The 21,696-nt window shown below is 60.9% G+C and carries 22 protein-coding genes; 12 read left to right on the top strand and 10 right to left on the bottom strand.

Annotated features, from left to right (window positions below):
* The first annotated feature begins 72 nt into the window (after window positions 1-72).
* Genes ACO06F_RS14935 through ACO06F_RS14915 form a run of 5 tightly spaced genes read left to right on the top strand, consistent with a single transcriptional unit; the run spans window position 73 to window position 5,022 of the window.
* Window positions 73-564, top strand: a complete 492-nt coding sequence (locus ACO06F_RS14935; protein WP_421693539.1) for a ubiquinone biosynthesis methyltransferase UbiE — start codon at window positions 73-75, stop codon at window positions 562-564.
* The gene (locus ACO06F_RS14930; RefSeq protein WP_421693538.1) at window positions 561-1,730 is read left to right on the top strand and encodes a class I SAM-dependent methyltransferase; all 1,170 of its coding nucleotides are present in this window, start codon (window positions 561-563) and stop codon (window positions 1,728-1,730) included. Before ACO06F_RS14935 ends, ACO06F_RS14930 begins: the two co-directional genes overlap by 4 nt.
* Entirely contained in the window at window positions 1,691-4,111 is a 2,421-nt protein-coding gene (locus ACO06F_RS14925) for a SpoIIE family protein phosphatase (protein ID WP_421693537.1), read from the top strand. The genes ACO06F_RS14930 and ACO06F_RS14925 overlap by 40 nt, the downstream gene beginning before the upstream one ends.
* Window positions 4,112-4,114: 3 nt before the next feature.
* Window positions 4,115-4,663: a slr1658 superfamily regulator gene (locus tag ACO06F_RS14920; RefSeq protein WP_421693536.1), complete on the top strand. Its 549-nt coding sequence runs from the start codon at window positions 4,115-4,117 to the stop codon at window positions 4,661-4,663.
* Window positions 4,664-4,683: 20 nt separating this feature from the next.
* A complete protein-coding gene (locus ACO06F_RS14915; RefSeq protein ID WP_421693535.1) occupies window positions 4,684-5,022 on the top strand; it encodes a slr1659 superfamily regulator in 339 nt (112 codons plus the stop codon).
* 6 nt (window positions 5,023-5,028) lie between these two features.
* On the opposite strand, the gene ACO06F_RS14910 is transcribed toward ACO06F_RS14915, so the two are convergent.
* Entirely contained in the window at window positions 5,029-6,006 is a 978-nt protein-coding gene (locus tag ACO06F_RS14910) for an NAD(P)H-binding protein (RefSeq protein ID WP_421693534.1), read from the bottom strand.
* A gap of 56 nt (window positions 6,007-6,062) precedes the next feature.
* A complete protein-coding gene (locus ACO06F_RS14905) occupies window positions 6,063-6,626 on the bottom strand; it encodes a UPF0149 family protein (protein WP_421693533.1) in 564 nt (187 codons plus the stop codon).
* A gap of 299 nt (window positions 6,627-6,925) precedes the next feature.
* On the opposite strand from ACO06F_RS14905, the gene ACO06F_RS14900 reads away from it, so the two are divergent.
* The 3 genes from ACO06F_RS14900 (at window position 6,926) to ACO06F_RS14890 (ending at window position 10,398) form a co-directional block, all read left to right on the top strand.
* Window positions 6,926-8,335, top strand: a complete 1,410-nt coding sequence (locus ACO06F_RS14900; protein ID WP_421693532.1) for a cytochrome ubiquinol oxidase subunit I — start codon at window positions 6,926-6,928, stop codon at window positions 8,333-8,335.
* On the top strand, window positions 8,332-9,336 hold the full coding sequence (gene cydB, locus ACO06F_RS14895) for a cytochrome d ubiquinol oxidase subunit II (RefSeq protein WP_421693531.1): 1,005 nt from the start codon (window positions 8,332-8,334) through the stop codon (window positions 9,334-9,336). Before ACO06F_RS14900 ends, cydB begins: the two co-directional genes overlap by 4 nt.
* Before the next feature lie 171 nt (window positions 9,337-9,507).
* On the top strand, window positions 9,508-10,398 hold the full coding sequence (locus tag ACO06F_RS14890) for a DMT family transporter (protein ID WP_421693530.1): 891 nt from the start codon (window positions 9,508-9,510) through the stop codon (window positions 10,396-10,398).
* Window positions 10,399-10,401: 3 nt separating this feature from the next.
* On the opposite strand, the gene ACO06F_RS14885 is transcribed toward ACO06F_RS14890, so the two are convergent.
* Window positions 10,402-11,601, bottom strand: coding sequence for a chloride channel protein (locus ACO06F_RS14885; RefSeq protein WP_421693529.1), 1,200 nt, complete (start codon window positions 11,599-11,601; stop codon window positions 10,402-10,404).
* Window positions 11,602-12,059: 458 nt separating this feature from the next.
* Between ACO06F_RS14885 and ACO06F_RS14880 the strand changes: the two genes are divergently transcribed.
* The 3 genes from ACO06F_RS14880 to ACO06F_RS14870 all read left to right on the top strand — a co-directional run bounded on the left by ACO06F_RS14880 (window position 12,060) and on the right by ACO06F_RS14870 (window position 15,114).
* A complete protein-coding gene (locus ACO06F_RS14880) occupies window positions 12,060-14,126 on the top strand; it encodes a hypothetical protein (protein ID WP_421693528.1) in 2,067 nt (688 codons plus the stop codon).
* A gap of 109 nt (window positions 14,127-14,235) precedes the next feature.
* Window positions 14,236-14,775 (top strand): hypothetical protein, encoded by a 540-nt coding sequence (locus ACO06F_RS14875; protein ID WP_421693527.1) that lies wholly within the window; start codon window positions 14,236-14,238, stop codon window positions 14,773-14,775.
* Window positions 14,776-14,844: 69 nt separating this feature from the next.
* Window positions 14,845-15,114 (top strand): hypothetical protein, encoded by a 270-nt coding sequence (locus ACO06F_RS14870; protein ID WP_421693526.1) that lies wholly within the window; start codon window positions 14,845-14,847, stop codon window positions 15,112-15,114.
* On the opposite strand, the gene ACO06F_RS14865 is transcribed toward ACO06F_RS14870, so the two are convergent.
* Both ACO06F_RS14865 and ACO06F_RS14860 read right to left on the bottom strand, forming a co-directional pair.
* Window positions 15,111-15,920: a J domain-containing protein gene (locus ACO06F_RS14865; protein WP_421693525.1), complete on the bottom strand. Its 810-nt coding sequence runs from the start codon at window positions 15,918-15,920 to the stop codon at window positions 15,111-15,113. The genes ACO06F_RS14870 and ACO06F_RS14865 overlap by 4 nt on opposite strands.
* A gap of 103 nt (window positions 15,921-16,023) precedes the next feature.
* Complete coding sequence (locus ACO06F_RS14860; RefSeq protein ID WP_421693524.1) at window positions 16,024-16,296, bottom strand: hypothetical protein; 273 nt, start codon at window positions 16,294-16,296, stop codon at window positions 16,024-16,026.
* Window positions 16,297-16,621: 325 nt separating this feature from the next.
* On the opposite strand from ACO06F_RS14860, the gene ACO06F_RS14855 reads away from it, so the two are divergent.
* Window positions 16,622-17,017: a hypothetical protein gene (locus ACO06F_RS14855; protein ID WP_421693523.1), complete on the top strand. Its 396-nt coding sequence runs from the start codon at window positions 16,622-16,624 to the stop codon at window positions 17,015-17,017.
* A gap of 19 nt (window positions 17,018-17,036) precedes the next feature.
* On the opposite strand, the gene ACO06F_RS14850 is transcribed toward ACO06F_RS14855, so the two are convergent.
* The 5 genes from ACO06F_RS14850 to ACO06F_RS14830 form a co-directional block, all read right to left on the bottom strand.
* Window positions 17,037-17,450 carry a cupin domain-containing protein gene (locus tag ACO06F_RS14850; RefSeq protein WP_421693522.1) on the bottom strand — a complete coding sequence of 138 codons (414 nt, stop codon included), beginning with the start codon at window positions 17,448-17,450 and terminating at the stop codon, window positions 17,037-17,039.
* A 91-nt stretch (window positions 17,451-17,541) separates the two neighbouring features.
* Window positions 17,542-18,645: an AI-2E family transporter gene (locus tag ACO06F_RS14845; RefSeq protein ID WP_421693521.1), complete on the bottom strand. Its 1,104-nt coding sequence runs from the start codon at window positions 18,643-18,645 to the stop codon at window positions 17,542-17,544.
* Between the two features lie 125 nt (window positions 18,646-18,770).
* Window positions 18,771-19,775 (bottom strand): substrate-binding domain-containing protein, encoded by a 1,005-nt coding sequence (locus ACO06F_RS14840; protein WP_421693520.1) that lies wholly within the window; start codon window positions 19,773-19,775, stop codon window positions 18,771-18,773.
* A 59-nt stretch (window positions 19,776-19,834) separates the two neighbouring features.
* The gene (locus tag ACO06F_RS14835; RefSeq protein WP_421693519.1) at window positions 19,835-20,899 is read right to left on the bottom strand and encodes an ABC transporter permease; all 1,065 of its coding nucleotides are present in this window, start codon (window positions 20,897-20,899) and stop codon (window positions 19,835-19,837) included.
* Between the two features lie 28 nt (window positions 20,900-20,927).
* Entirely contained in the window at window positions 20,928-21,668 is a 741-nt protein-coding gene (locus ACO06F_RS14830) for an ATP-binding cassette domain-containing protein (protein WP_421693518.1), read from the bottom strand.
* Window positions 21,669-21,696: the final 28 nt, after the last annotated feature.

The raw sequence follows: 21,696 nt of genomic DNA, 5'->3' as shown, positions 1-21,696 counted from the left end.
AACTGCAGCGCTCCTCTGCGGCCGGACTTAGCGCCGGTCTGCCGGCCCTGAGGACTAGCCAGGATCAACGGAATGAGTGGGACCAAACCGCTTCTCGAAATCTCCATGGGTATCGAGGCTTTCGCCTCGGATTGGTTGCACTGTGACCGCATTTCGTCCTACGTCGCACGGATGGTGAGCCATAATCGGGCGGATTCCCTGCTCTTTGCCAATCTGCTGAGTTCAGCGCTGAATGAGCTCCTTGAAACCGCGTTCATCCATCACGGACCGGAGGGAGAATTCTCCTGCCGCGTGTGCCGCGTCGGCGAGGCAGATCTCATCGAGCTGAATTTGCCCTGTGACGAGAGCGCCCTTCATTACTATAAGGAAGCTGCGGAGCGGCTGAAACGCGCTGACGTTGTGGAGATCTACCAGTCTGCGCTGTTTGCGTCCGACGGGGCCGATCCGCATCTGGGGCTATTGGAAATTGCGGTTGATTATCGTGCGCGCATCAGCATCGCGCCTGCTTCAGGAAACCGGCTGAAGCTGGCCGCAGAGCTGGCGCTGGAAGGAGCAGACGCATGAGTGCGGAACAGGGCTATCAGGCCATATTCAACGAGAACAATCAGGAATTCGTCATCGCCGGCAAACTGCGCCCGCGCAGCGAGGATGAGATTCGCCCGCTGTCGGAGGCCCTGTCCCAGGCGTTGTCCACCGTGCGCGGAACCTTCTACTTGAACGTGAAGCGGCTGGCCAGGCTCAACAATGTTGCTTTCCGGGTTATTGCCGGTCTCGTTTCCCAGGTCGGGCAAAGCCGCACAGACTTGAAGATCGAGGTGGTGACATCCAGTGTCATGGGCTGGTCAACGCGCAAATTCGAGCCGCTGGCGCGCCGTCTGCCAAATGTTACCGTCACCGAATACGACAAGGACTTCTATCCCGGCCAGGCCTTCCTCGAGGAAGGGGGCTTCATTCCCATTCTGCGCAACCAGACGCGCCTCACCTGGCGGCATGAGCGCCACCTGTTGCCGCGCCATGGCCTGAATCCCGGAATGACGATGGCCGATATCTGCTGCGGCATTGGTGATTTCGCGGTGCTGGCGCAAAAGGAATTCAAGCCTTCACGTATTCTAGCCCTCGATCATTCACGCTCGAGCCTGGATTACGCCCGCAAGGTGGCGCATGAATTTGGTGTAACCGATATCGAATATGTTTACGGCGATGCATCTGAAATGGTGATCGAGGATGACCAGTTCGATTTCGTGACCTGCCGCCATTCCCTGCAGATCTTCGACAAGCCTGACATGATCCTCCGGGAGCTGTATCGGATCTGCAAGCCCGGCGGGCGTGTTTACATCACCAACGAAAAGAACTCGCATTGCCTGGGCGAACCCCGGAGCGAGTCGATCCAGTGGACTTATACCGAAGTGGCGAAGCTTTTTGCCGATTTCCGCATGGACGTTGAACTGGGCCCCAAGAGCAGGCGCTACCTGGCGGATGCAGGCTTCGAAGACATCAAGGTGGATAGTTTCATGGTCACCAATCTCGATGGCGATCCGCAGGATTTCGCCGACATGATCCAGGCCTGGGAAAATGTCTATGCGGGCGAAATGGCCCGTGACCGTGGCGACACGCCGGAGTTCATCTCGAAGTTCCGCCGCGGCTTTCAGGATCACATCTATGCCGCCCTTCACCCCAAGGGCTATGCCGGGTGGCCGATCTGGGCCGCTTCAGCACGCAAGCCGATATGACCGCCGTGTCCACCAGCACCCAGGCCAGCGCGCCTGCCAAGGGAAGCTTCCTCACCAGCTTCCGTGCCAAGTTCATCGCGCTCATCGGATCGGCCGTCCTGCTTTCGCTTTTGCTGGGCGGCGCTGTCGCGCTGTGGAACGTTCAGCAGCTCTCGCGTGATGCCTCGAACGAAATCGAAAACGGCCTCAGCAAAGCAAACGAAGAGTACCTCTCCCGCTATATTGACATGACGGCGCAGCGCGCCGACCTGATGTTTGCCCGCACCTTCGACCAGGTGAAGATGCTGGCCCAATTCACGCAAGGTCTTGTCGATGACCCCAAGCTTGGCCGTGACCTTGGCACCCTGCTGAGCCAGGATGGGGCGTTCCAGGATCAGATGGTTTATGATCCTGATAAGCACTGGCTGCAGAACAAGGCTGGTGAGTCCTCCGTCATCAGCGTGTGGGGCTATCTCCTCGATGCATCGGGCAATATGCGGGCGGACGTTGCAGATGCCGTGCGCGATTCTGGCTATTTCGATCTTCTCGTGCCTTCGCTCATGGCGACCGGGCAGAACAAGTTGCAGATGTATTATGTGGGCCCGAAGGCCCGCCCCATCATGCGCACCATGCCCTATTCCGATCAGGCACAGACATTCGACAAGCTCTACCCCGGCCACAACCAGCAGAACTGGTGGGACTTCTTCTTCCCCGGTGTCTATGAGGCATGGCAGGGCTGGGCGAAGGATCCCTCTTCCCGGCCCGTTGCAACCGATATCACCATTCTGGCGCCCTATGTGGACGCGATCACGGGCAATCTGATCGTCAGCTATTTCCACCCGATCTATACCAAGGCCCGTGACGATGTGGCGGGCATGGTGGGTGTGGACATCACGCTCGCGCAGCTCACGGAGCTGGTGCAGGGCGTGAAGATTGCTGAAACGGGTTTTGCCTTTCTCTCGCAGCAGGGCGGCAATGTTCTGACGGTGAATGCCGCAGGCGAGGATCTGCTGGGCCTCAAGCAGGAATCGGCGACAGGCGCCGGCGTCACTGGACATGAGCGCAGCCTCAGGAAGAGCCGCTTTGCCGATATCGCCAAGCTCCAGATGCCGGCGCCCGGCACGACCTCCATCACCCATGTGACCGTGGAACGGAATGGAAAACCGGAAGGCGTGCTGATTGCGCTCCGCCCGCTGCAGCCCATGAACATGTGGCAGCCCAACGCTGGCATCGCCGCGGAAAATCTGATGCTGGGCTTCGTCGTGCCGGATCGCGAGATCTATGCCTCGCTCTATGCCGCGCAGCATCAGATCGGAACGGCGACCAGCCGTATCGTAAAGGGCATTCTCGCCTCGGTGCTGGCGTTCCTTATTCTGGTGCTGGCGGTTTCCGTGGCGCTGTCACGCCGCTTCACCGCGGGCCTGACGGCTCTGGCCGATGCCGCAGCACGCCTGACCCGTGCGGACTATGACATTCAGATTCCGGTGAAGGGCCAGGACGAGGTTGCCCAGGTGGGAACGGCCTTCAACTCCATGGCCCGCGAGATCCGTGAATACACGGCAACGCTCGAGCACCGCGTTGCGGACCGCACGCGGGAGCTGGCCTCCGCCAGTGCCGAGATCCAGAGGCTTTACGAAAAGCTTCGAGATGAAAACCTCCGGCTTGGTGCCGAACTGGATGTAGCAAGACGGCTGCAGATGATGGTGCTGCCGACGCCCGCCGAGCTTGACCGGATTCCCGATCTCGACATCGCCAGCCACGTTGAACCCGCAGATGAAGTGGGTGGCGACTATTATGATGTTCTCTATGTTCCCGGCGGCGCCAAGATCGGCATCGGCGACGTGACGGGCCACGGCGTTGAAAGCGGCGTTCTGATGCTGATGGTGCAATCGGTTGGGCGCGCGCTATATGAACGCGGTGTTGAAGATCCTTGCGCCTTCCTGGACGTGCTGAACCGCTCGATCTTCAAGAATGTGGAACGCACACGCAGTGGCAAGCATCTCTCGCTCGCCTTCCTCGACTACAGCCATGACCGGGTGACGATCTCCGGCCAGCATGAGGAAGTGATCCTCATCCGCGGTGATGGAGCCGTCGAGCGCCTCGACACGCTGGACCTCGGCTTCCCCATCGGGCTTGAGGAAAATATTCTGGATTTCCTCTCTAGCATCAGCCTGCCCTTCAACAAGGGTGACATGATTGTGCTCTTCACCGATGGGATCACGGAAGCCGAGAGCGAGGACGGCAAGCTCTACGGTATCGAGAAGCTGATCGATACCGCTCTCAAGGCCCATGGCGGAAGCGCAGCGGAGGCCTCGGCCGCCATCATCGCAGACGTCAAGGCCCATATCGGCACTCAGAAGGTCCATGACGACATCACTCTCGTCGTCCTGAAACATAGGTAACCCATGAACTCTCGTTTCGGAGAAATCGCCCACAACAATGGCACCCTAGCCTTCTCCATGGCGCTGGTGCTGCATGAAGGGCCTTTGGGCGTCAGCTGGCAGCACGCAAGTGAAACCTGCGAGTTCCTGGGGGATGTTTTCGCGCTCCACCATGCAAAGAGCATCGGGGATTATCAGGATGCGCGGCATTCAATCATCTATCTGGTTAATGAGTTGCTGGAAAACGCCATCAAGTTCAGAAGCCCGGGTGATATCCGGATCAACTGCACGCTCGAGGGAAACAATCTCGAACTGACTGTCAGCAACTACGCTGAAGCGCCCGTGGCGGAGCGCTTCAAGGGCCTTCTGGCAGAGATCACCACACGCGACCCAGGCGACTTGCTGATCGAGCGGATTGAGGCCAACGCAGCCGATGAGAATTCCTCTGCATCGGGCCTCGGTCTTCTCACACTCATGAATGATTACGGTGCGCGCCTCGGCTGGGACTTCCGCGAAGCGCATGCTGGGGACGCGGTCGTACTCTCGACCTATGCGTCCCTCACACTCAACTGAACACCAAGGAATTGCCTGATATGGAAATCAAGACCGGCGACTACAATGTCTGGAATGAAGGCTCCACGATACATTACGAAGGAACGCTCAGGCTTTCCGGAACGGACGCTTATCAACCCATCCTCGACCTCATGCAACAGGTGCTGGCGGAGAAGCCGCAGTCCATGGTGCTGGATCTGACCCAGCTCGAGTTCCTCAACAGCTCCGGCATCAACCTTCTCGCCAAATTCACCATCGAACTGCGCAAGCAGCCGGAGATTGCGATGAAGGTGCTGGGCTCTACCCGCATTCCGTGGCAGTCGAAATCCCTTCCCAACCTCCAGAAGCTGCACAAGGGCGTGGAACTCGTCATCCTCTGAGTCCGCTCAGAAAACGCGATGCTCGCCCCTGTCAGGCTCAGGCGCGCCAGCGATGATCTGCTGATGATAGTCCCGAAGCGTTTGGCTTCCGAATGATGGTGTCGCGGCCTCGTCATAGCGCCCTGCTTCTGCGTCCCACACGAGCATGGACTCTGTCGCATAGTAGCGGCCGATGCGCGCCAGTTCCGCCTTCGCCCGCATGCGCCGTGAGACGGCACCCGTCATCAACAACACTCCGACGATGCCATCCATCACGGGAACCGGAAGGGAGCGGAAGCGCGGTTTCTGCTTCAGCATCTCAAACAGCCACTCGCCCTGTTCGCGCGGCGTGAAGGCCTGGCCGGGGCCACCGATCGGCAGGATCCGGTCCTGGAGCGCCGGATCCCGAATGCAGAGTGCCAGATACTGCGCAAGATCACCGTCGCTGATCGGTTTCGTTGCGGTGAGGCGGCCATCGCCAAACAGCAAATAAGGCTTCCCCTGCCGAAGCCTCCCGATCTGGCCGGAGAGCGATTTGAAATAAGCCGTGGGCCGCACGATGGAATAAATGAGGCCGGAGCCGGTCAAGGCCTTCTCGAAGGCGAGTTTCGCATGCTGGAAGTGAAGCCGCGGCTTCTGCACGCAGACGGCGGAGAGCAGCACCATGTGCCGGACACCTGCCTCCTGGGCTGCATCCAGTGCTGCAACATGTGCCTTATAGTCGACCGCCCAGGCATCCTCTGGCGAGCCATTGCGTGAAGCAAGACAGGAGACCAGAACGTCGAACGGCTCTCCCTTGAACCCGTCACGCCGAAGAGAAGGGGGATCTGTCACCTGCCCGGTTCGGATCGTGACCGCTGAGGGAAGCACGGTCTCGGCAGTTCCAGCCCTTGTGAAGCAGACAACGTCATGACCCTCCGCCACGAGTGCCTGAGCCGCGGCGCGCCCGATCGTTCCCGTGGCGCCCAGCAACATGATGCGCCGCGCCGTCTGCCCCTGTGCCATCCTCGGCCTCCCGGGTGAATACTAGGACGAGGCAGGCCAAATGCTCAAAGTCTTTGTCAGGCCGCGCGGGCCACCGCCGCCACATAGCCCGCCGCGTTCTGCATGACGCGGTTGAGGTGGCGAAGATGATAGTTCAACTCATCCAGCGCCTCGAAGCCGATGTAGCCCGAATTGTACTCATCATGGCTGTGATAGCAGGTGCCGAGCACCACCGAGAGGGAAGGCTCCGCCAGGTCCACGGCCTTGCGCCAGGGGTGCGGGTTGGCCTCGATCGCCTGCAGGAAACCCTCCGCCCAGTCGGCGGCAAAGAACCAGCCATTGCCGCCATGGGGAAGAATGGCAGCCGTGAGGATCCGATAATTGCCGAGCGCCTCGCGCACCTGCACTTCATATGCGAGGAGGTCGGTCATCACGCTCCATTCCTCCGCTTCTGACTCGAACTCCGGCACGTCACCGGACCAGATCCAGCTCGTCCATTCCGTATCGGGAAGCGGACCCGCCATGGCCAGTCCCGTGAGGAAACCATGGATGTCCGCCGGGGCCATCGTCCAACGCGGCGCCCTGCCCGAAGCAACATATGCCTTGAACCATTGAAGCTGACCGTAATTGTCGTTGGACATGGCGCTGACCGTTCCGATTGTTGATGGCAAACGATTGCGCGTCGTGGTTAATTTTATCTTACGGGAGCCGGGAACAGCGTCTTCGCGATCGCAGATTCGTTCTGCCCGCAACCTGAGCTAAGTAAGGTCCGATCAACCCACGCATGCTTGGCAGCGGCCTATGCGCGGCAAGTCGTCCCTGCTGGCAAATCATATGGCAAGGCAGAGCATGAGCCGCTAGAACGGTTTCATCAGAATGGCAGGGCAGGCCGCCCAGGCCGGGCCTTGAAACGCAAAGAGGTTCGAACCATGGAGGCATCATGCTGAGCGACATCTCCGCCCTTGATCTGGCCCGCTTCCAGTTCGCCTTCACCGTTTCGGCTCACATCATCTTTCCGGCGTTCACCATTGGTCTCGCAAGCTATCTGGCGGTGCTCAATGCGCTCTGGCTGTGGCGGCGGGATGAGGCCTATCTGACGCTCTTCGAACAGTGGAAGACGGTGTTTGCAGTCACCTTCGGCATGGGCGTCGTCTCTGGCGTCGTGATGTCCTACCAGTTCGGCACCAATTGGCCGGTCTTCGCGGACAAGGTCGGGCCGGTACTGGGCCCCCTCCTCGGCTATGAGGTGCTCTCCGCCTTCTTCCTGGAGGCAGGCTTCCTCGGCATTATGCTGTTTGGGCGCAAACGCGTGGGCGAAGGGCTGCACATGGCAGCCACCGCCATCGTCGCCGGGGGCACGCTGTTCTCCGCCTTCTGGATTCTGAGCGTCAACAGCTGGATGCAGACGCCGCAAGGCTATTCCATCAATGCGCAGGGCCAGTTCGTGCCGGAGGACTGGTGGGCGGTGATCTTCAATCCCTCCTTCCCCTACCGCTTCGTCCACATGGTGCTTGCGGCCTACCTCACCACCGCCTTTGTGGTGGGCGCGGCGGGCGCCTGGCATCTGCTCAAGACGCCGCAGAGCCGTGGTGCGCGCATCATGTTCTCCATGGCAATGTGGATGGCGCTGCTGGTTACCCCCCTTCAGCTCTATGCGGGAGACAGCCATGGCCTGAACACGCTGGAGTATCAACCCGCGAAGATCGCGGCCATCGAAGGACATTTCGAGAGTTACCCGGACGGCCGCGTCCCCCTCATCCTCTTCGGCCTGCCGGACGCGGCTACGGGCACCACCAACTACGCCGTTGAAATTCCACTGCTGGGTTCACTGATCCTCACCCACAGCCTGGACAAGCCGATGAAGGGACTCGATGCTTTTCCACCCGATGAGCGGCCGCCATCGGCCATCATCTTCTGGACCTTCCGCATCATGGTGGGCGTGGGGTTCGCCATGCTTGGCGTAGGGCTGTGGTCCGGCTGGGCACGCCTCCGCGGCAGGCTCTATGATGCGAAATGGCTTCACCGCGCCGCTGTGGTGATGGGTCCAGCCGGCTTCCTCGCCGTGCTGTGCGGCTGGGTCACCACCGAAATGGGCCGCCAGCCCTATACGGTCTATGGCCTGTTGCGCACGGCGGACAGCGTGGCGCCGCTGCGCGCTGATGCCGTGGGCTACTCCCTGATCGGCTTCATCGTCGTCTACTTCTTCGTCTTCGGCTCCGGCACCTTCTATGTGCTGCGGCTGATGGCGAGAAGGCCGGAGGATCGTATCGACATCGAAGAAATTGGCCCCACACGCGCCGCAGGGATCACGCCCGTCGCCGCCACGGAAGCCGGGGGAGACTCAACATGATCTTCGATTATGCGTTCATTTGGGCGGGCCTCATCGCCTTCGCAGTCCTCGCCTATGTGCTGTTGGATGGCTTCGACCTCGGCATCGGCATCCTCTTTCCGTTTCTCAAGACGCGGGAAGAGCGCCACCTGGCGATGAACAGCATCGCGCCTGTATGGGACGGCAACGAAACCTGGCTGGTGCTGGGCGGCGGCGGACTCTTCGCTGTCTTTCCGCTGGCCTATGCCATCGTCATGCCGGCACTTTATCCAATGATCATCGTCATGCTTCTAGGCCTCATCTTCCGCGGCGTGGCCTTCGAATTCGTGCACCGCACGGAGCGCATGAAAAGCTTCTGGGAGTTCGGCTTCTGGGCCGGGTCGCTCTCGGCCGCCATCGCGCAGGGGCTGGCGCTGGGCACGCTGGTGCAGGGCGTCTCCATGGCAAACCGCTCCTACAGCGGCGGCTATTGGGATTGGGTCACGCCCTTCTCTTTCCTCACCGCGCTGGCGCTGGTGGTGGGCTACGCAACGCTGGGCGCCACCTGGCTCATCGTGAAGACGGAAGGCGAGCTGCTGGCGCGCGCCCGCCGATTCGCCAAGCCGCTCGGCCTCGCGCTTCTGGCACTCATCGGGGCCGTGAGCCTGGCAACCCCGCTGCTGCGGCCGGAATATCTACAGCGCTGGTTCGGCTGGCCCACCGGTCTCTACAGCGCCGTTGTCCCGCTGCTGCTGGCCGCAGCGGCCTGGGCCCTTTTGACTGGTTTGCGCGACAACCACACCCTCAGGCCCTTCCTGGCAACCGTGGCGATTTTCATCCTGTCCTTCGCCGGTCTCGGCATCAGCTTCTATCCGCATCTGGTGCCGCCCTCCCTCACCATCTGGGATGCCGCCGCGCCGGACAACTCGCTGAAGTTTCTGCTGGTGGGCGCCGCAGTGCTGGTGCCCATGATCCTTGCCTACACCGCCTATTCCTATTGGGTGTTCCGCGGCAAGGTCAGGCCGGACGAGCACTATCACTGATGCGCCGGTGGCTGTGGTTCCTCGGCCTCTATCTGGCCGGGGTCGCGCTGGTGGGGGCGGTTGCCTATCTGCTGCGGCTGGTGCTCGTCTGAAACAACCCCACCATGTGCAGTGGGCGCGCTGCGGCGCCTTCCCATTGGCATATCGAAGGCGTTAAGAGCCGCAAGGCCAATGCCCCGATCCACCGCCATGACACTGAGCCCGCGCGAGCGCCGCCTGGGCTATGCCTTCGCTCTCGCCGCAATCACCATATTCTCGCTTCAAGACGGTATTTCGAAGCATCTGGGCCAACTCTATCCGCCGGTCTTCGTCACGATGATCCGGTATTGGGCCTTTGCCGGCTTCGCGCTGGTTTTGGCGCAACGCGTTCGGGGCGGCATTCCCGCCACGGCGCACAGCAAGGCCCCCTGGCTCCAGATCGCACGCGGAGCGCTGCTGGCACTGCAGATCGTGCTGGCCATCACCTGTTTTGCGGTGATCGGCCTTGCCCGCACCCAGGCCATCTTCGCGGCCACCCCGCTCGTCGCCACCGTCCTGTCGGTCGTGATCCTCGGCGAGCGCGCGTCGCCTTTGCGCTGGGGTGCAGTCTTACTGGGCTTCCTGGGCGTGTTATTGATCTTGAAGCCCCATGGCGACTTCTTCGATATGACGGTGCTGCTCGCCGTTCTCTGCGCCTTCATGTTCGCGGTCTACGTGGTTTTGACGCGCATGGCCGGCCGCCTCGACCCGCCCCTCACGAGCTTTTTCTACACCGGTGTTGCCGGATGCGCCGTGATCTGCCTCATCGGTCCGTTCTACTGGAGCCAGCTGGCGCCGCTCGACTGGGGCTGGATGGCGACCCTCTGCCTCACCAGCGTGACCAGCCACTATCTTCTCATCAAGGCCTACAACATTCTCGATGCCAGCGCGGTGCAGCCGCTGAGCTATCTCAGCGTCGTCTATGCCTCGATCATGGGACCAGTGATCTTTCATGAAACCGTGCATCTCTCGACCTATGCCGGGGCGGCGATCGTGGTCGCCGCTGGCCTCGCCTCGATCTGGTCGGAGCCGCGGACCATCTGATCCTCAGCCGTCGCGTTCCTTGAGAAGGAAGCCTTCGGCAAGGGCATGGTAGATTGAGGTCGGACACACAGCACGTGAAACAGCCTGCGCAACGATGGCGCAAGCGAGGAGCGGCAGGACCATCCTGTTGTTGCCCGTCATCTCAGCCATGATGACAACCGATGTGATAGGCGACTGCACAACGCCCGTGAGATAGGCCGCCATGCCCAGCAGCGCGAACTGCGTTTCGCTGCCCGCCGAAAACGGAAGCCACTCGGCTGCAACGGCACCAATCCCCGCTCCCACCGAAAGCGACGGCGAAAACAGCCCGCCCGGAATGCCGCTCACCGCAGAGGCGGTCGTGGCGAGTATCTTCAACGGCACGTAGAACCACGCCACGCTGCTGTCATGGTGGATGATGTCAAAGGCCTCCTGGTAGCCTGCGCCATAGGTGAGCCCGCCTGACAGCCAGCCGCAGAGCGCAACCACAAACCCGCAGGCCGCCGCGAACAGGATGGGCCTACGCGCCGCACCCGTCACCCGCCGCAAGACGGGGTTGAATGCCATCGCAATCACGGCGCGGCTGAACAGGCCCCCCAGCAATCCCCCGGCAATGGCGATGACACCCAGGGAAAGCCAGTCCTGCCAGTGGCTTATGGTGCCCGTGGTTTCGCCGAAATAGTCATAGTTTCCCGTGACCGCCATGGCGGCCGCACCGGCGAGAATTGTGGCGGTCAAGATGAGCCCGCTGGTCCGCGCTTCGAAGGAGCGGCTCAACTCCTCAATCGCAAAGACGACGCCCGCCAGCGGAGCATTGAATGCTGCGGCGATACCGGCAGCCGAACCCGCCAGGATCAGCGCCTTGTGCTCCTTCTCCAGGCTGCTGCGCAGACCCCACATCAGCGATGCGCCAACTTGCACGCTGGGCCCCTCCCGGCCGATCGATGCACCGAACAGAAAGCCCGCCGCCGTCAGCATTACCTTGCCTGCTGCCACCCGGAACGACAGCAGCCGCTGGCGCAGCGCATCGTTCGCCGTCTCTCCTGCCGCGATGCATTGCGGAATGCCGCTGCCTTGTGAGTTGGGAAAATACCGCCGTGCGAGATAGGCGATCAACGCGAATCCCGCGGGTGCGGTAAACCAGATCAGGCCAGAGTAACCATGCTCGAATCGCCGGAACCAGGCTTGCGTTGTGTCGGCCAGCGTCGCGAAACCCGCGGACACCAATCCGGTACCAATGCCTCCGAGCGCGAACAGCAACCGCCGTCTGCTGCTTTCAGACAACCATTCCGATGCCCGCCGCACGCCCGCTCCCCTTGGCTCTCATCGCATCCATATCACGGACCAACATGGGCGCAAGGCAGTGGAAGCCGTCATGGGGGCTGTGCCCGCCGAGGTGCTGCAACAAGGTCACATCGCAACACAATTCGCATTCGTGACGTTCCGCCTCCTAGCGGAGATCACGTCCGCATGTTACGCGCGGACACTGCATTGTTTTTTGATTGTGAATCGCACGGGGCGAGCTGTGCAAACGAGCAACTGTCGGTTGCCGGAACAGCGGGTTCGCGAGCCCGAAAGAAGCCTTCTTTTTTCCACAGTTTCGTTAATTTCATTTTAATTTCCGGGACGACTGTCTACAATCGATTTCAAGTATTGAGGCCTGAATGGCCCCGGGGGAATGAATGAAGACGCCGGCGTCCAAGAAGAAATCGACTCACAGCCTTGAGTTGGAGGACCGGTTCCTGGACGCATCGCAAATGCGTGCCGCGCGCTGGACGGAACGAGTTGCCAGCCAGAAGCCATTGGCCGCGCAACGGGATCTTGAAGATTTCGATGCCGTAAGTGACCGCCCCGCCAATGATGACAGCAAACGCCAGCGTTACCAGCGCCAGGCGCCAACCTTCGTGGGCTCGCGTTACTTCTGGGCGGCCGTGGTGGCCACCATCGTGTTCTGCCTGCTCTTCACTGTGCTTATGGGCTTCAGAAGCGGAGCCGCGGTTGCAGCCCTGCTGCGCAATCCTGCGCAGTATTCGCCTTTCCTGATGTCGATCGCGGTGATCGCGGCGATACAGTGGCTGTTTGCACTGTCGGCGCACCGCCAGGCGGCCAGCAATGAGATCTGGCGCCGCATGATGCTCGTCACCCAGCGTCTGCAGGAGCCGAGCCCTCTCGCTGAAGAGGCCAATCGCAAGATCAACGCCTCTTTCGAGCGTCTCTTCGCAGACATCGACTCCCGCATGGTGGTTCTGGACGAAAGAACGGCGGCACTGTCCAACAAGATCACCGCAGCCATGCGCCAATCGACCGAGTCGGCTGACGTGAACATCTCCAACATGCGCAGCATTGTGGAGGCCAGCGAAGTACAGCGCGAAGCCCTGCAGCGCACCGGCGTCATGATCTCGACGGAGATCCTCCCTGTCATTTCGAAACTCGAGAGCACCATGCTGTCTCTCGAAACCATCTCGCAAAATGCCAGCGGCATCCTGGAGTCAGTCGGCAGCAGGCTTCAGCAGAGCACGCGCGACCTCAAGGCATGCCTCGAAGATTTCAACCGCGCCAATCATACCGTGGCGCCCGAAATCGAAAAGCGAATGCTGAAGTTCGAATCGACGATCACCCGCCTTCCCGAGCAGCTTGACGCCACGATCGGCCGCCTGAGCCCCCTGTCGGAGACGATTGCCGATGCCGCGATGCTCTCCACCGCCAACATCGAAGTGATCGAGCAGCTCAGCCGTGACATCTCCTCGACCCTCGAAAAGAGCCGGTCTCTCTTCTCCGAACTCGGAACGTCAAGCACTGATCTGTTCCAGGAAGCCGTCGAATCCCATGCCGAGCGGTTCCGCGGAATGCTGGAGACGATCGTGGTGGAAGAAACGGGCCGGGTCGCGGCCCTTTCTCGGGAGCTTGGCTTCCTCGCGGAAACTGCAACCTCCGTTGTCAACAAGCTGCAGCAGCCCGTCACCCAGGTCAGCATCGTGGCCGACAGGGCCCTCGCCAACATGAACGACTCCGTCAATGCGCTGGACGAGCGCATCCAGACCAATCTTAGCAACTGCGTCTTGGAATTGAACGATGCCGCCTCGCGCCTCGTAAGCTCGGTGAGCCGCGAGATCGAAGGCGCAACCATGACGCTGCAGACCCGGCTTGCCGCCAGTTCTTCGGATCTGGTGCAGCGCGTCAACGCCGATACGGCACGTTTCGAGAACTTGATCGGCGAAACCGCCGAGCGCAGTTCAAGCCGCCTCGCCGCCGTGATCAAGGATCTGCCTTCGGTCGTCGCGCAGCGGATGGAAACCGAAATTGCCAAGGTCGATGGTTCGCTGAAAGGGTCGATTGTCGGCCTGTCGGATCAGATGCGCCTGATCATCGATTCGATCCCTAGCCGACTGTCATCGATGACGCGCGAAACGCTGCGGTCGCTTGAATCGAACCTTGAGCGGTCCTTCGAGGGGGTTGCCCAGCGCTCCGAATGGCTCAACGACCAGTTCCGCAAGAACGCGACCGAGACAACCGAAACGGTTCTCCAGAGCTACGTCGATTTCATCTTCGTAGCGGTGGACCGGCTCCGCAAGGAGCTGGATGACGTGAACCGCAGCTTCACCAGAGATCTGGAGATGACGCTGAAACCCGTGCAGCAGACGCCACCGCCGGTGAGCCTCTCTGCGCCTGAGGTTTCCGCGAGCTCCACAGGGTTCTCGCATCGCAGCTCCTTTGCAACACGCGGGCCTGAGGGCAGCGCAGGACGTTGAGACATGATGTTCACGGGCTGGCAGAGATGAGTCACACTGTTCTGGTTTTCGGCTTTGCGGAGACGCAGCGGAATGCCAGGGTGCTGGCGTGTGACCAGGGGCATGTCTCATGCTGACGTGGTTCCGCCTCCGCAAGCCGATTGAACGAATTCATCGCATCTGCGTTCGCCCGCTGCACATTCTGGAATCGCGGCAACCGGCATTGATGAGGACGTTGTGGAAATCGCCCTATTGCTGCACGCTGCTCTATTTCTGGACGGCCGTCGTGGCCGAAGACATTTGCCGCAACACATTTACGGATGAAGAGAAGCGCCAGGCGCTCCGCGATGCATTCGCGCGCATCGTGGAAGATTCCCACGGCGCGGTGAATGGTGCGTTGAACCGTGTGCTGCCGGACGGCAACCCGGTCAGACGCCGCGCTTTGTCCGATCTGAAACGCGTTGTCGATCTCTATCGCGGCGATGTCGACGATCGCTGCATGATTTACCCGGGCTACCGCGAGGCCGTCTATGAAGATGGCCGTCCGGCATTTCCCGGTAACCGATGGGGCCTCAGAAAAGAGGTGGCCCATGAAATCCTTCTATTCACCTGTCTGGCCCGAAATCTGCAGCCGGAAGATGAGCGTGCGCTGGCATTTGCCTCGCAGTGAAGGTCTGGTTTGTAAGTGATTGCGTTCCTGTCCGAGCACTTGAAGACGACAACCGGAGGAGCGGGTCTCATGGCAATTGATGATTTCGAAATCGCGCGCAAGATTCTGCAGGGCTGGACGCCCCAGCACCAGGAAGGGCCTGTGCCGCAGTCTCTGCTGCCGGCCTCATTCCGCGAAATCGACGGGCGCGAATTGGCGCGCCAATATGCGACTCATCGCAAGATTGCGGGAGCCACAGGCGCGCCGGCAACACAGCGTGAGCCAGGAAGCAGACTGGCCAGCTGGGCCCGTGATTTCCACGCCCGCATGACCCGGAATGATGCGGGGCCCCGCAACTAGCCGCTGAACGCGGACGCGAAGCAAATGCCGAGATACATGGCGAAGGACCAGCAGACCACCTTCGCCGCAGAGCGCATCGAAAAGCCCCGCTGCCGGGCAACAGCCTGCCTGCTGGCAAGCACGCGTGACACATCAGGCGCTGCAGGCGCCGGATCATGCGGCACAAATCTCGCCTTGAGCCAGGAAGAATAGGCAGATGGTTCCGTGAAGTGGCGGTCTGCAAATGCGGAGAGCCGCCGCCGCCGTTCTGCCCGGCCCACGCCCGTCATGGCACCGGCGAGTTCATTTAGTTCGAACAGCGCTTGCTTGCGGCACTGAAGCAGAAGAAGGCCTGCCATGGCGCAGACATCTTCGTCGCCACCGAAATATTCGTTCAGGAAATGCGTCTCGAGAAGCTGTGCGAAGGTCAGAAGATCTTCTTCGCTGCGCTCCGTCGAGGCCGCCTCGTGGAAGGCCGAGGCCAGAGGCTCTGAAAACAGCATGAAGCGCGCGTGGATGACCTGCAGGGCAGGACTGTCATATGCCATTCCGGCGAAGGGCACGGCGCTCCGTGTCTCAACCAGTTCCGTCGCAGTTTCCGCCGCCTCCATCAGCGCGCCGTCATAGGCACGCCGCGTTCCCGCATCAGAAAGCACCGCATAAGCATCCTGTAGTTCGAGGAAGCGTTCGGGCTCTGCCGCGGCCTCGCTGCCGCTGTCCGGATGATATTCCTTGGCAAGTGCGCGATAGGCAGCCTTGATGACGACGAAGGGCGTATCGCGGGAAACACCCAGCACGTCATAGTAGGTTCGGTCTGCTGCGCTCACGGACGGCCACCGTCAATCTGGCGAATCGCCTCTGCAACATAACATGAATGTGTCGCTAGGGAATGCCAGCTGCCACAAAACCCGCCGTAAATGGTAAGCAACACTACTTCTGCCACCAGCGCTTCAGGTCGATTGTCGAACGTGGCGCGGAAGATATCGAAGGCGGCCCCCGCCGGGAGCGGTCCTCAAGCTGCGAAATGGTCTCTTCGACGGTGTCGGCCCACTCGTCCATATGGGCAATGCTTTCGCCATGCCGGTCCATGCGCTTCATCATCTGCCGCAATTGCCAGAACACACCACCCAATGCTGCGATCAAGCAGAGGCTCAGCCAAACCGGTGTTGCGCCCGCAAGCCACGACATCACATGAAAAGTCACCAGACAAACTCCATTTCACCCGAACCCGCCGCCGGAAGCCATCTGGCGGCATGCAATCTGATTCGGATGCCGCCATCCATTCCCCTGCGCAAAATCATGGGATCGCTGCCCCTTAGAATCCCGAATGCTGCAGCCTGTCAACTGGGCTCGCGCAGAACATGAAAACTCTGCTCCTGAAGATTGAATTACATAACATGAATGTGTTGAAGAAACAGCGTATTGGGGCCTTTTCACGCTAAGTAGCGCAGGACAAAATCCTACCAATCTGTTAAGAAACGCTCGGCTGTATCTCCGCATCCTGGAAGCGCAGGAGCGATTGGGGAACATGGGGAGAATCATGGGCAACACGCGCTACTGGGGTTTATTCTGGATCGCCGCCGGCCTGTCGCTTCACGCCCTCGTGGTCGGAAAGCTTCTCGGAAGCAGCTTTTTCATGATGTTGTTCTTCTGGGGCTTCGTCGGCATTGCGGGCCTCAGGGGAGCCCTCGACACCGCGCAATCGATGGCAATCGTGATGATCACCTTCCTCACAGCTGTTGCCGCCTTCACGGTGCTGCGCGAAACCCACACGTCGGCCGATCTGGCTTACACCACCTTCGCACTCTACCCGGCGCTGGTCAGCTGGATCAGCGTATTCTTCTACATCCGCTTCCTGCGCGTGCGCGATGAAGGAGAACTTCCCTACCGCCGTCCGCTTCTGCGTCAGCGCCGCGCGGGCTGACGCTGGGGAAGACGTCCGCTCATGGCGTCTTGATCACGTCCGTTGCTCCCTCCGCCCCCATATAGACGGCCAGGATCTTCACCGGCATGGTTCCTGTATTTTTGCCGGCATGGATGACATCCATCGCCTCGAGAAAAGACTCGCCCTGGCGGTAGGTGCGCGTTCCACGGCCTTGGTAATCAACCGTCACCTCGCCCTCGAGAATATGGATGAAGGTCGGAACGCCATGCTTGTGCAGCACCGTTTTTTCACCCGGCCCCAGCACAACAATCAGGGCGTTGACATGTGCCTTTCCCGTCGCGGGATAGGCAATTTCCTCGTCCATGACCGTTTTGCTGCCTGAGAACAGTGGTATGGCGGGATAGCCATCCGCCATGGCGGGCACCCCCCAGACAGTTGCCATCAGCACACCAAATAAGGCTGCATTTTTCATTGCTTTCATCCCCGTTTCACCACCGTCACCAAGCCAAGAGACACATATTCTGCCACGGCCACAAGCCCCGCCGAATCCCCCGTGCGATTTTTTAAGGGAGAGTGGTGGTAGAGTCCGCCTGCCATCGCTCACGCCACGCACCCATCACATCAAACGCCACGGCGAGCAGCGTGGGGCCGATGAACAATCCAAGAAAGCCAAAGGAAATGAAGCCGCCAAAGACGCCGAGCGTCACCAGCAGCAGGGGCAGGTTCAGGCTTGAGCCGATCAGCATGGGCTTCAGCAGATTATCGACGAAGGTCACGAAGATACCCCACACCACGATGAACCAGAAGGCGAAGCCCGTTCCCGATGTGGAATAGATCCACCAGGCTGCGCCACCCCAGACGAAATTGATCAGCACACCGCCAAACTGGCTGATCGCGAACAGAAGCGTCACGAAACCCAGGGGTGCCGCACCAGGAACGCCGGCCACCAGCATGCCAATCGACATCAGCAGTCCTTGAATCGCGGCGGTGCCGACAATTCCATAGAACACCCCGCGCGTGGCCGCGGCTGCAACGGTGGGCAAGCCCGAAAGATGCGGCCCCCCAAGCCGCACCAGCATCTGCCGCAGCGCCGCCGCAAGCTTTTCCCCATTTGCCCAGAGGCTCGTCGCCACCACGAGCGCCACGGTGAGATCGAACACACTGCTCGCCAGCCCGACCGCGGCAGCCGTGAGAAAGCTCCGCGCCGGCTGCGCGTAGGAAACGATCAACGCCTTGGTATCGGGCGTGTTGCTGAGCAGCCCTTGCCAGCTCGTCTGGATCTGGCTGCCGATATAGGGAAGGCCAGTGATCCAGGCGGGAAGCGGCGGTGAGGATGATATCCAGCTCATGCCGCGCTCTGCGAGGGTCTTCATCTCCACGGCGAGGCCCGGTGCCGTCAGCATGACGGGCGCCAGAACGAAGACCAGGAGCGTCACCAGCATCAACCCGGCCGCGACGCGGCGCGACATGCCCTTGCGAATGAGCCACTGGCGCAGCGGCCAGGCCGCAACGGCGAGGATGACACCAAAGACGAGGCCAAGCTGAAATGGCCGCAACACCAGATAGACCCCTGCGAAGAGCAGGCTGAACATCACGATAAGCGCGAACTTCTCGAGCATCGATGCCGTGCCCGGCCCGCCGCGCGGCGCTCCATCCGTCTGTTGCATGATCATTCCTCCGTCCTGGAACAAGCCTTAACACGGCCGGGGCAGCGCGGTTAAGCTCTCCGAAACGGGAAAGGCGGGGTTCGCCCGAACCCCGCCTTCCGCTTTGCCGGTTGCTTGTGCGCCGCTTACTTGGCGATGCAGGTGTCCGCCGTTTCGGGCGTGCACACGTCAAGCCCGGTATAAGTCGGGTCGGCCGGAGCCGCCTTGCCGTTCTTCATGTCGTTCAGCGCGTTCATGGTCTTGTACCCCATTTCGAACGGACGCTGGCCAACCTGGCCCAGAGACAGGCCTTCCTTCATCTGCTCGATCTGGATCGGCAGCGTGTCGGCAACCACAAGGGCCAGCGACTTCGAAGCGATCTTGTCCTTGTACTTCTCGACGGCCGCGCGGTTCGCATCGGGAATGAACTGCGGGAAGCCACCGGTCGGCACGAAGGCGTCAACGTTGGGGTTCTTGGCCATGAAGTCTTCGAACTGCTGCACCGACTTCGGGAAATCGTCATCGGTGTAGAGCGGGCAGCCTTCGGCCTCGGTCCAGCCGCCCTGGCCCGTCAGCTTGTCGCCGGGGGAGGCAGCTGACTTTGTGCCGGAGAGTTCGTCGCGAATGCCCTGCATGCGCTCATTGTGGTTGGCCGCGGCCGCACCACCCGACTGAATGCAGATCGTGCCGCCATTGGGCTTGTTGGCCTTCACGACCTTGGCGAGATTGGTGCCGATCTCGTAATTATGCGTGCCGATATAGGCAACGCGCAGGTCCTTGTTTTCAGGCAGCAGGTCCGAGTCCCAGGTGAGAACCGGAATTCCGGCGTCCTTGGCGGCCTGCAGGGCCACGGCCATGGCGGCCGCATTGGCCGGTGAGACAGCGATGCCGTCCACCTTCTTCACCACGAGATCCTGCACGATCGCGACCTGCTCATCGCCACCGCCGTGCTCGCCGGGCCCGATATACATGCATTCGAACGCGCCGTTGGACTCGGCCTGCGCCTTCATGCAGCCATCGCGGGCCTGATCGAAGAACGGGTTGTTCATGTTCTTGGGAACAAGCGCGAAGACATATTTTGCCTGCGCGGCAGAGCCGGCAATCGTCATGGCGGCAAGCGCCATGGCGGCCGTCATCAGGTATTTTTTCATTCTGGTTTCCTCCACATTTGTTTCTCCACTGTGTTCTTGTCCCGCAGTGAAACCGGGTTCTAGCGGCGCTTGCCAGGGATGAAGCGGTCGAGCGTTGCAGCAATCAGTGATTTGCCGCCGCTCTGGAGCCCCAGAAGCACCGCGAGAATGATGAAGGCGCCGACGAACGCGCCCTGCCAATTGGAATCGATCCCTGCCATCAGCAGCGCGTTGCGGATCACCTCGAGAAAGGCCGAGCCGATGATGGCGCCGAATGCGGTGCCCGCACCCCCCATCAGATTGGCGCCGCCGATCACGGTGGCCGCAATCACGCGCAGCTCATAGCCCTGCCCCATCGCGTTGATGGCGGACCCATTGTAACCCAGCAGCAGCAGCGAGGCGACGGACGCCGTGAAGGCCGAGAATACATAGGCCTGGAACTTGATGCGGTCGACTGGAACGCCAGTGAGACGGGCCGCATTTTCATTGCCGCCGATGGCGAAGAGATGCCGCCCCCAGGGCTTGAACATGAAGACATAGCCCACCCACAGGGCCATCACGATCATCACCCAGAAATGGGACGAAAGCTGCGGTATCCAGTCGGGAATAGAGTCCCCCGGCGTCTGCACCGGAAACTTCGCCTGGCCGATCGACTTCACGATGTGGGCATCTGGGCCGAACTTGTAGAGCATCTGGTTGCCGGAAATGACGACCGCCAGCGAACGCGCGATCGACAGCATACCGAGCGTCACCACGAAGGACGGCATCCCCACATAGGCGACGAAGAAGCCATTGACGCAGCCACAGGCGATCCCCGCCAGAAGGCCTGCTGCAAAGGCCACATACCAGGGATATTCCCAAGTCAGGAACACGCCCGCCACGATGGCGACGAGACCCATGATGGAGCCCACAGAAAGATCGATGCCGCCGGTGATGATGACGACCGTCATTCCCAGCGCCATGATGCCGAAGGGCGAGAAGTTGCGGGTGATGTTGGCGGCATTGTCCACTGTGCCGAAGGTCGGCTCGTAGAACGTCATGAGACCCACCAGAATGGCGAGCGCCACCGTCACCCAGAAGGCCTGGCTGGCAAGCACCGCCTGCAGGATCGTATGTTCCTTGACTTTCGCGACGTCCGAAAGCACGGCGTGCCCGCCCGTAGTGGATGCTTGCTCAGGCTGCACGGATCGCTCCCGTAATGAGGCCGGTCACTTCTTCGGGGGAGGTGGCATGCGTGTGCTTGTCGGCAACCTTGGTGCCGCGGCGCAGCACCACGATGCGGTCGCACACCGCAAAGACGTCCGGCATGCGGTGGCTGATCAAGATGACGGCCACCCCTTGCGCCTTCATGCGCCTGATGAGTTCGAGAACCTCCGCCACCTGGCGGACGGAGATCGCCGCCGTGGGCTCATCCATCAGCACCAGCTGCGCTTCGGAGAGCCTCGTGCGGGCAATGGCGACGGCCTGGCGTTGTCCGCCGGACATCTTCCGCACCAGATCGCGTGGCCGCGTTTCGGATTTGAGTTCGGCGAACAGATCCGCGGACTTGTCGATCATCGCCTGCTTGTCGAGCACCTTGAAGGGCCAGACGCCCTTGGTCAGCTCGCGGCCTAAGAATACGTTCTGTGCAGCGGTCAGATTATCGGCAATCGCCAAGTCCTGGTAGACCACTTCAATGCCGCGCGCCCGCGCCTCGATGGGCTTGTGAAAGTGGCAGACCTGGCCATTGACCGCGACCTCGCCTTCCGTGGGCGGAAAATTGCCGGCGATCAACTTTACCATGGTGGATTTGCCGGCGCCATTGTCGCCCATCAGCCCGACGACTTCACCAGCGTCTATTGCAAAGCTGACATCGCTCAGCGCCCTGATGGCGCCGAAGCTCTTGGAGACATTGCGCACGTCCAGTAGTGCCAAGTCCGTCCCTCCCTGTGCCGTCATGGGC

This window comes from Aestuariivirga sp. (assembly GCF_965227715.1).
Taxonomy (GTDB): domain Bacteria; phylum Pseudomonadota; class Alphaproteobacteria; order Rhizobiales; family Aestuariivirgaceae; genus Aestuariivirga.
Note: the sequence above shows the minus strand (reverse complement) of the source record. Positions and strands in the feature narration are given on the sequence as shown.

Excerpts from the sequence above, each read along its gene's own strand:
- ACO06F_RS14905 (WP_421693533.1), bottom strand. The coding sequence starts at position 6,626 with ATGTCCAACGACAATTACGGTCAGCTTCAATGGTTCAAGGCATATGTT.
- cydB (WP_421693531.1), top strand. The coding sequence starts at position 8,332 with ATGATCTTCGATTATGCGTTCATTTGGGCGGGCCTCATCGCCTTCGCA.
- ACO06F_RS14915 (WP_421693535.1), top strand. The coding sequence starts at position 4,684 with ATGGAAATCAAGACCGGCGACTACAATGTCTGGAATGAAGGCTCCACG.
- ACO06F_RS14840 (WP_421693520.1), bottom strand. The coding sequence starts at position 19,775 with ATGAAAAAATACCTGATGACGGCCGCCATGGCGCTTGCCGCCATGACG.
- ACO06F_RS14870 (WP_421693526.1), top strand. The coding sequence starts at position 14,845 with ATGGCAATTGATGATTTCGAAATCGCGCGCAAGATTCTGCAGGGCTGG.
- ACO06F_RS14890 (WP_421693530.1), top strand. The coding sequence starts at position 9,508 with ATGCCCCGATCCACCGCCATGACACTGAGCCCGCGCGAGCGCCGCCTG.
- ACO06F_RS14875 (WP_421693527.1), top strand. The coding sequence starts at position 14,236 with ATGCTGACGTGGTTCCGCCTCCGCAAGCCGATTGAACGAATTCATCGC.
- ACO06F_RS14900 (WP_421693532.1), top strand. The coding sequence starts at position 6,926 with ATGCTGAGCGACATCTCCGCCCTTGATCTGGCCCGCTTCCAGTTCGCC.
- ACO06F_RS14880 (WP_421693528.1), top strand. The coding sequence starts at position 12,060 with ATGAAGACGCCGGCGTCCAAGAAGAAATCGACTCACAGCCTTGAGTTG.
- ACO06F_RS14850 (WP_421693522.1), bottom strand. The coding sequence starts at position 17,450 with ATGAAAAATGCAGCCTTATTTGGTGTGCTGATGGCAACTGTCTGGGGG.
- ACO06F_RS14855 (WP_421693523.1), top strand. The coding sequence starts at position 16,622 with ATGGGGAGAATCATGGGCAACACGCGCTACTGGGGTTTATTCTGGATC.
- ACO06F_RS14930 (WP_421693538.1), top strand. The coding sequence starts at position 561 with ATGAGTGCGGAACAGGGCTATCAGGCCATATTCAACGAGAACAATCAG.
- ACO06F_RS14920 (WP_421693536.1), top strand. The coding sequence starts at position 4,115 with ATGAACTCTCGTTTCGGAGAAATCGCCCACAACAATGGCACCCTAGCC.
- ACO06F_RS14910 (WP_421693534.1), bottom strand. The coding sequence starts at position 6,006 with ATGGCACAGGGGCAGACGGCGCGGCGCATCATGTTGCTGGGCGCCACG.
- ACO06F_RS14845 (WP_421693521.1), bottom strand. The coding sequence starts at position 18,645 with ATGCAACAGACGGATGGAGCGCCGCGCGGCGGGCCGGGCACGGCATCG.
- ACO06F_RS14935 (WP_421693539.1), top strand. The coding sequence starts at position 73 with ATGAGTGGGACCAAACCGCTTCTCGAAATCTCCATGGGTATCGAGGCT.